5 protein-coding genes are annotated in these 6,095 nt (G+C 41.2%); 2 read left to right on the plus strand and 3 right to left on the minus strand.

The window, feature by feature from the left end:
* Positions 1-471: 471 nt before the first annotated feature.
* Together cpcD/petH and CK510_RS34100 are read right to left on the minus strand one after the other, a co-directional pair.
* Positions 472-1,731: a bifunctional rod-capping linker CpcD/ferredoxin--NADP reductase PetH gene (cpcD/petH, locus tag CK510_RS24640; protein WP_095724189.1), complete on the minus strand. Its 1,260-nt coding sequence runs from the start codon at positions 1,729-1,731 to the stop codon at positions 472-474.
* A gap of 661 nt (positions 1,732-2,392) precedes the next feature.
* Positions 2,393-2,515 (minus strand): hypothetical protein, encoded by a 123-nt coding sequence (locus CK510_RS34100; RefSeq protein ID WP_281257082.1) that lies wholly within the window; start codon positions 2,513-2,515, stop codon positions 2,393-2,395.
* Positions 2,516-3,200: 685 nt separating this feature from the next.
* Between CK510_RS34100 and CK510_RS24645 the strand changes: the two genes are divergently transcribed.
* Positions 3,201-4,202, plus strand: coding sequence for a phosphoribulokinase (locus CK510_RS24645; RefSeq protein WP_095724190.1), 1,002 nt, complete (start codon positions 3,201-3,203; stop codon positions 4,200-4,202).
* A 352-nt stretch (positions 4,203-4,554) separates the two neighbouring features.
* Positions 4,555-5,820: a methionine adenosyltransferase gene (metK, locus tag CK510_RS24650; protein ID WP_095724191.1), complete on the plus strand. Its 1,266-nt coding sequence runs from the start codon at positions 4,555-4,557 to the stop codon at positions 5,818-5,820.
* Between the two features lie 69 nt (positions 5,821-5,889).
* Here metK and CK510_RS32985 read toward each other — a convergent pair.
* Positions 5,890-6,095 (minus strand): hypothetical protein (locus CK510_RS32985; protein WP_211293291.1); only part of this gene is annotated, 206 nt, incomplete at its 5' end.

Genomic DNA, 6,095 nt, shown 5'->3' on the forward strand with positions numbered 1-6,095 from the left:
ACCGTACCTAATCCCAATATTCCTAGTTTTATACCCACAATCAAAGCACCCTAGATTTTTAGATTTTAGATTTTAGATTTGACAACTATAACGGTTTTTATATTAGTTAAATACGCTTATCTTGCTCCCCTTCCTTTGTAGGGAAGGGGCTGGGGGTTCGGTGAGTGTATTGAACGCAACCGGGAACCACTATAATTACTGTAAAAATTTGGCATTATTTTTCAGATTTTACTCGGTGCGAAAGAAAATAACTCACCTTAAAAAGAAAAAATGATTCTAGGGGTGTATATTTATACACCCCTATCAAAAGCTACCAAATATTTGAAATGGTAGAATTGGATATCTTAGACATAGGGAAAAAATTATTGGAAAGTTGAGCAGAATGGAAAACGACACCCCAAAGAACAAATTATAGTAGTTTAGTAAAACTGGTAAACCACCAACTTTCCCCAAAATCCCAAGTCTAAAATTCTAATATGTTTCAACGTGCCAACGACCTGCTTTCTTGATTTGCTTCTGGTAATCGCTCCAGACAACACCCTCTTTAGCAGCAGCAGCAGTCAAAGCAGCATCGATGCCATCTTCCATACCGCGTAAACCGCAGATGTAAGTATGGGTCTTTTCTTCTTTAATCAACTTCCAAAGTTCATCCGCATGTTCGGCAACGCGGTCTTGGATATACATTCTCCCACCCTGAGCGTTCTTTTGTTCGCGGCTAATCGCACAAGTTAGACGAAAGTTATCAGGATAGCGGCTTTGCATTTCTTCCAATTCTTGCTTGTACAGAATATTGGGAGTTGTAGGAATACCAAAGATTAACCAAGCGAATCCCTTAAATTGATATCCCGTGTTGATCGCCTTTTCATTATCCTTGAACATCCGCCACAAATAAGCACGCATTGGCGCAATACCCGTTCCAGTTGCCATCATAATAACCTTAGCATCTGGGTCATCAGGTAAGAGCATCTCCTTACCTACGGGACCTGTAATTTTGATTTCATCCCCAGGCTTGATGTTACACAAGTGAGTGGAGCAAACACCATAAACTTTTTCCTTAGTTTCGGGATGCTCATACTCTAACTGGCGGACGCAAAGCGATACAGTTTTATCATTTACATCATCACCGTGTCGGGTTGAAGCGATGGAGTAAAGTCTAAGTTTTTCTGGCTTACCGTTTTTATCTAGTCCTGGTGGGATGATACCAATACTTTGACCCTCGATATAGTGCAAATCGCCACCCGAAAGGTCAAACTTGAGGTGTTGAACTAAACCAATTCCACCTTCTTCTACTAAAGCTTCATTGGAAATACATTTACCAATAAAGGGAGCATTTGGACGGTAAATATTGACGGGAACGTCAGCGTGTTTGCCTTTCGCTTGAGTCATGCTATTGCCTTCTTTTGTCTTCTTGGGCTGTTGCTCAGATGTGGCTTTACCATTCCCTTCCATGTTAGCAACTGTCCCATTTGTCAATGAGCCGTTACCGTTTGAAGCTTCAAAGTCTTCGCAGGATAAGATGCTAACAATTTTGCCGCCTAGACGAGTGATTCGCCGCATTTCTTGATTCATGCGGTTGTAAGGCACTCTGATGAATACGCTGCCGCTTTTGCGAATAGGGTAGCTCGCTTTATCGTTAACTTCGTTTTGACGTAGACCTAACACTTCATAAACGAAGATACGACTACCTGATGCTGTGATGGCAGCACCTTCAACGGCACCTTGATTTTTCATTCGCTTTACCACTCCGATTTTTTTACTTAACCCTAATTCAAAAATCCTCCCGACTACGTGCAGTTTTAGTTTAGTTAATAACGTTTAAGTTAAAAACAGAACATCTGTCACTTCGGGTTTATAGCATTAAAAAACAATGCTTTGCTGCGTACACTCGCCAAAGACATGCAGGTACTGTAAAAACACACCTGTTCACCTTCTAAGTTAGAGGATAAGTCCTTTGGAGAATGTTAATAATGAGTCAATTTAATCTTTTTTCTTGAACTGCTATCCTGCTATATAAATCCTAGACAAGCCTAGACATTTATTTCTTACTTCATCGGGAGCATGGGAGCGGTTATCCCTCAGTAAGCTTATTCGCAGAGCGAACGCTGCGCGAACACCATGAAGCCAAACGTGATAAATTAATCCCTCTCTAAAGTGGAGATAGCCTGCGATTCTGGCAATAAAACGCCGTTTTTGGCATCTCAACTGATATTTTTCTTCGGCATTGCCTATCACTTAGTCTCAAAAGTTACGCAAAGTTAAGTTTAAAACCCTGCTTTGGAAATATTTGGAAGTTGAAACACTATGCCCAATTTGGTGTTTACCAGAATTAGGACTAAATTCAACTGCTGATATTCCCACTCGGACATAGGTTATATAAGCAACTACAATATATTTAAGTTTTGCGTGATGTGAAAATTCTGTCAACCATCTGTGATCGCTCGTTAGTCCGATTGGCTCGTTTTGCTGCTAGAAGAAGAAAATTGCGATCGCTAAGATGTCGCAAAAAGACAATCATTCTGTTTTCTGCCTATATTTAAGGATATACAATTTCTGACTGACGTTTTTTCCCAACGAGCTTTTGACTCAATCCATCTTCTAAATCAATATTAAGGCAACAGTCAACCAATATTAAAAAAAGATTAAAGTCCTATCGAATTTTCCAGCACCTCTACAAATTGCTTGATTAATGAATTAAATATCCCAGCCAATCGAAAAATCAACCCCAATTCGGAGCCACTTGGCTTATTGTTAAATTGATTTGCGAAAAAATTAAATTTTTATAACTATAACTTATTAGAGAGTTTTTTAATTAAAATTGCGATCGTAATTTTCGTTTGCTGGCAAGCTTTTTTGAAGCCATATCTTAATTTTTCCGTTATTGCAAACACCTTAAGCAAGATTCTGAAGTCATATTTATCCTTGTTTATTCTTCATGAAAGTAAGTCTTGTATAGAATAACCCCCTTCTGTTAAAATTCGATTTAACACTAGGATTAAATACTTAGCAGCAATAAGTTAACAGATTTGGGTTCGGGTAAATAACCTTTTGATAAGCGATCGTTTACCCGTAAATTCTTCTATGGTGCTGCTAGGAGGCAAGAACCCAGGGCAAGCCAGTGGGGTAAACTCCTAACCTCACCTGAATATCTTTATGTGTGAAAAAATTTATTGATTTACTCAATTTTTATTTAGAGGAGATTTATGACTAAGCCGGAACGAGTGGTGCTGATTGGAGTTGCTGGAGACTCTGGGTGCGGTAAATCTACGTTTTTGCGTCGCCTGACAGATTTATTTGGTGAAGAATTAATGACAGTTATCTGTTTGGATGACTATCATTGTCTCGATCGCAAACAGCGCAAAGAGACGGGAATCACTGCGCTTGATCCCAGGGCAAATAATTTCGATCTGATGTACGAGCAAATCAAAACGCTCAAAGAAGGTCAATCGATTATGAAGCCGATCTACAACCACGAAACCGGCGCGATCGACCCTCCGGAGTTAATTGAACCGAACCATATTCTCGTTGTTGAGGGTCTACATCCCCTATATGATGAACGGGTTCGCGGTTTAATTGACTTTAGCGTTTACTTTGACATCAGCGATGAAGTTAAAATCGCTTGGAAAGTTCAACGCGACATGGCAGAGCGTGGTCATAGTTATGATGACGTGCTACAAGCAATCAACTCGCGCAAGCCAGACTTCCAAAAATACATCGAACCCCAACGGGAATTTGCAGATGTGGTTCTCCAAGTATTACCAACCAACTTGATCAAAAACGATCAAGAACGCAAAGTATTGCGTGTGCGGATGCTCCAACGCGAAAACAAAGAAGGTTTTGAACCCGTTTATCTGTTTGATGAAGGTTCGACAATTCAATGGACTCCTTGCGGACGCAAGCTGACCTGCTCTTACCCAGGTATGCAGGTATATTATGGTTCGGACGTTTACTATGGTCGCTACGTCTCCGTTTTAGAAGTCGATGGTCAGTTTGATAACCTCGATGAAGTAATCTACATCGAAACCCACCTGAGCAAAGCATCTACTAAATACGAGGGTGAGTTGACACACCTATTGCTTCAGCACCGCGAATACCCAGGTTCTAACAACGGTACTGGCTTGTTCCAAGTACTCACTGGCTTGAAAATGCGTGGAGCTTACGAACGCTTAACATCGAAAGAAGCTAAGTTGGTAGCAAAAGTTTAAGTATTTAGGTTCAGTATTCAGGTTCAGTATTCAGGTTCAGTATCCAGATTCATTATCTGGCAGCACTATTATTTCCCAAAAGGGCATCACCTGGTGTCCTTTTTTAATGGCATGACGAGAAGCCTACTTGCAATGTAATTTTTACCATCTCCAATTTCTGAATCAGAGAACACATTTTAGAAAAATATATTTAGTTTAAAGAAATTGAGCAAGAATACAAGGATTTTGATGAAGATAACAAAACTCTAAGTATCGATGCTGAAAAATGGTGTTACGATCGCAAATTAAGCGGCTAAATTAAGATACTTATCTTTTCTGGCTGTGAAATTCCAAATCTATGGAGGAATTGCATTTGTCACGTAAAAATTTATTTACCTCAGAATCAGTCACAGAAGGACATCCAGATAAAGTCTGCGACCAAATCTCCGACACAATCTTGGATGCATTGCTGGCACAAGACCCCCAAAGTCGTGTCGCGGCTGAAGTAGTAGTTAATACAGGTATGGTGGTGATTACCGGGGAAATCACAACTAAAGCGAATGTTAACTACGTCAAATTAGTTCGGCAAAAAATCGCGGAAATCGGATACACCGATGCAGATAACGGTTTTTCTGCCACTAGTTGCTCGGTTTTAGTTGCATTAGACGAACAATCGCCTGATATCGCCCAGGGTGTAAATTCAGCTCAAGAAACCCGCGAACTCAGCACCGACGAACTGTTTGACAAAATTGGCGCTGGCGACCAAGGTATAATGTTTGGTTTTGCCTGCAACGAAACCCCTGAACTCATGCCTTTGCCCATCAGCCTTGCTCACCGCATTGCTCGACGTTTAGCATCGGTTCGCAAAAGTGGTGCTTTGTCTTACCTCCGTCCCGATGGTAAAACTCAAGTTACCGTGGCTTATGAGGATGGTCGTCCCGTTGGGATTGATACCATTTTGATTTCAACCCAGCACGATGCGACAATTGGTGACATCACCGACGAAGCAGCAGTGCAAGCGAAGATTAAGAAAGACCTCTGGACTGCGGTTGTTGAGCCTGTGTTTGGTGATATCAGCATTAAACCCGATGCCGAAACCCGCTTTTTGGTTAACCCCACTGGTAAATTTGTGGTTGGTGGACCCCAAGGTGATGCTGGCTTAACTGGACGTAAAATCATCGTTGATACCTACGGTGGTTATTCCCGTCACGGTGGTGGTGCTTTCTCTGGTAAAGACCCCACAAAGGTTGACCGCAGTGCTGCTTATGCTTGCCGTTATGTTGCCAAGAATATTGTCGCGGCTGGTTTGGCTGACAAGTGTGAAGTTCAGTTAAGTTATGCGATTGGTGTTGCAAGACCGACAAGTATTTTTGTCGAGACTTTCGGCACAGGCAAAGTTAGCGATGATGTTTTGCTGGATTTAGTCAAAGATAATTTTGAGTTACGTCCCGCAGGAATCATTCACACATTGAATTTGAAGAACTTGCCCAAAGAACTAGGCGGACGTTTTTATCAGGACATCGCGGCTTATGGTCATTTTGGTCGAGACGATTTAGATTTACCTTGGGAACGTAACGACAAGGCAGAATTGCTCAAAGCTGCTGCTGAGAAGTTACAACAACCTGCTGCTTTAGCGTAGTGGCTCTTGCTGGGAGCATCACATTATCTATTTGAAATTTCCAATCTCATGTGGATAATGTGTAAGAAATCAATCATTGAGGTGTAGAGCCTCAGATGATTTAAAAGGCATGGGTGACTGCTGATAGTTCCCCGTGCCTTTTGCTTCTGATTGTTTGTAGATAACGGACAAATACTCTTTGCTATTTTTATTATTCTTTAGGAGTAAGCCACAAAATGAATGATCCTGTGTTGTCATGCTGAGGAACGTAGGCGAAAGACTTCCCGTTCGCGTTT

This window comes from Brunnivagina elsteri CCALA 953 (assembly GCF_002289455.1).
In the GTDB taxonomy this organism is placed as follows: Bacteria; Cyanobacteriota; Cyanobacteriia; order Cyanobacteriales; family Nostocaceae; genus Brunnivagina; species Brunnivagina elsteri.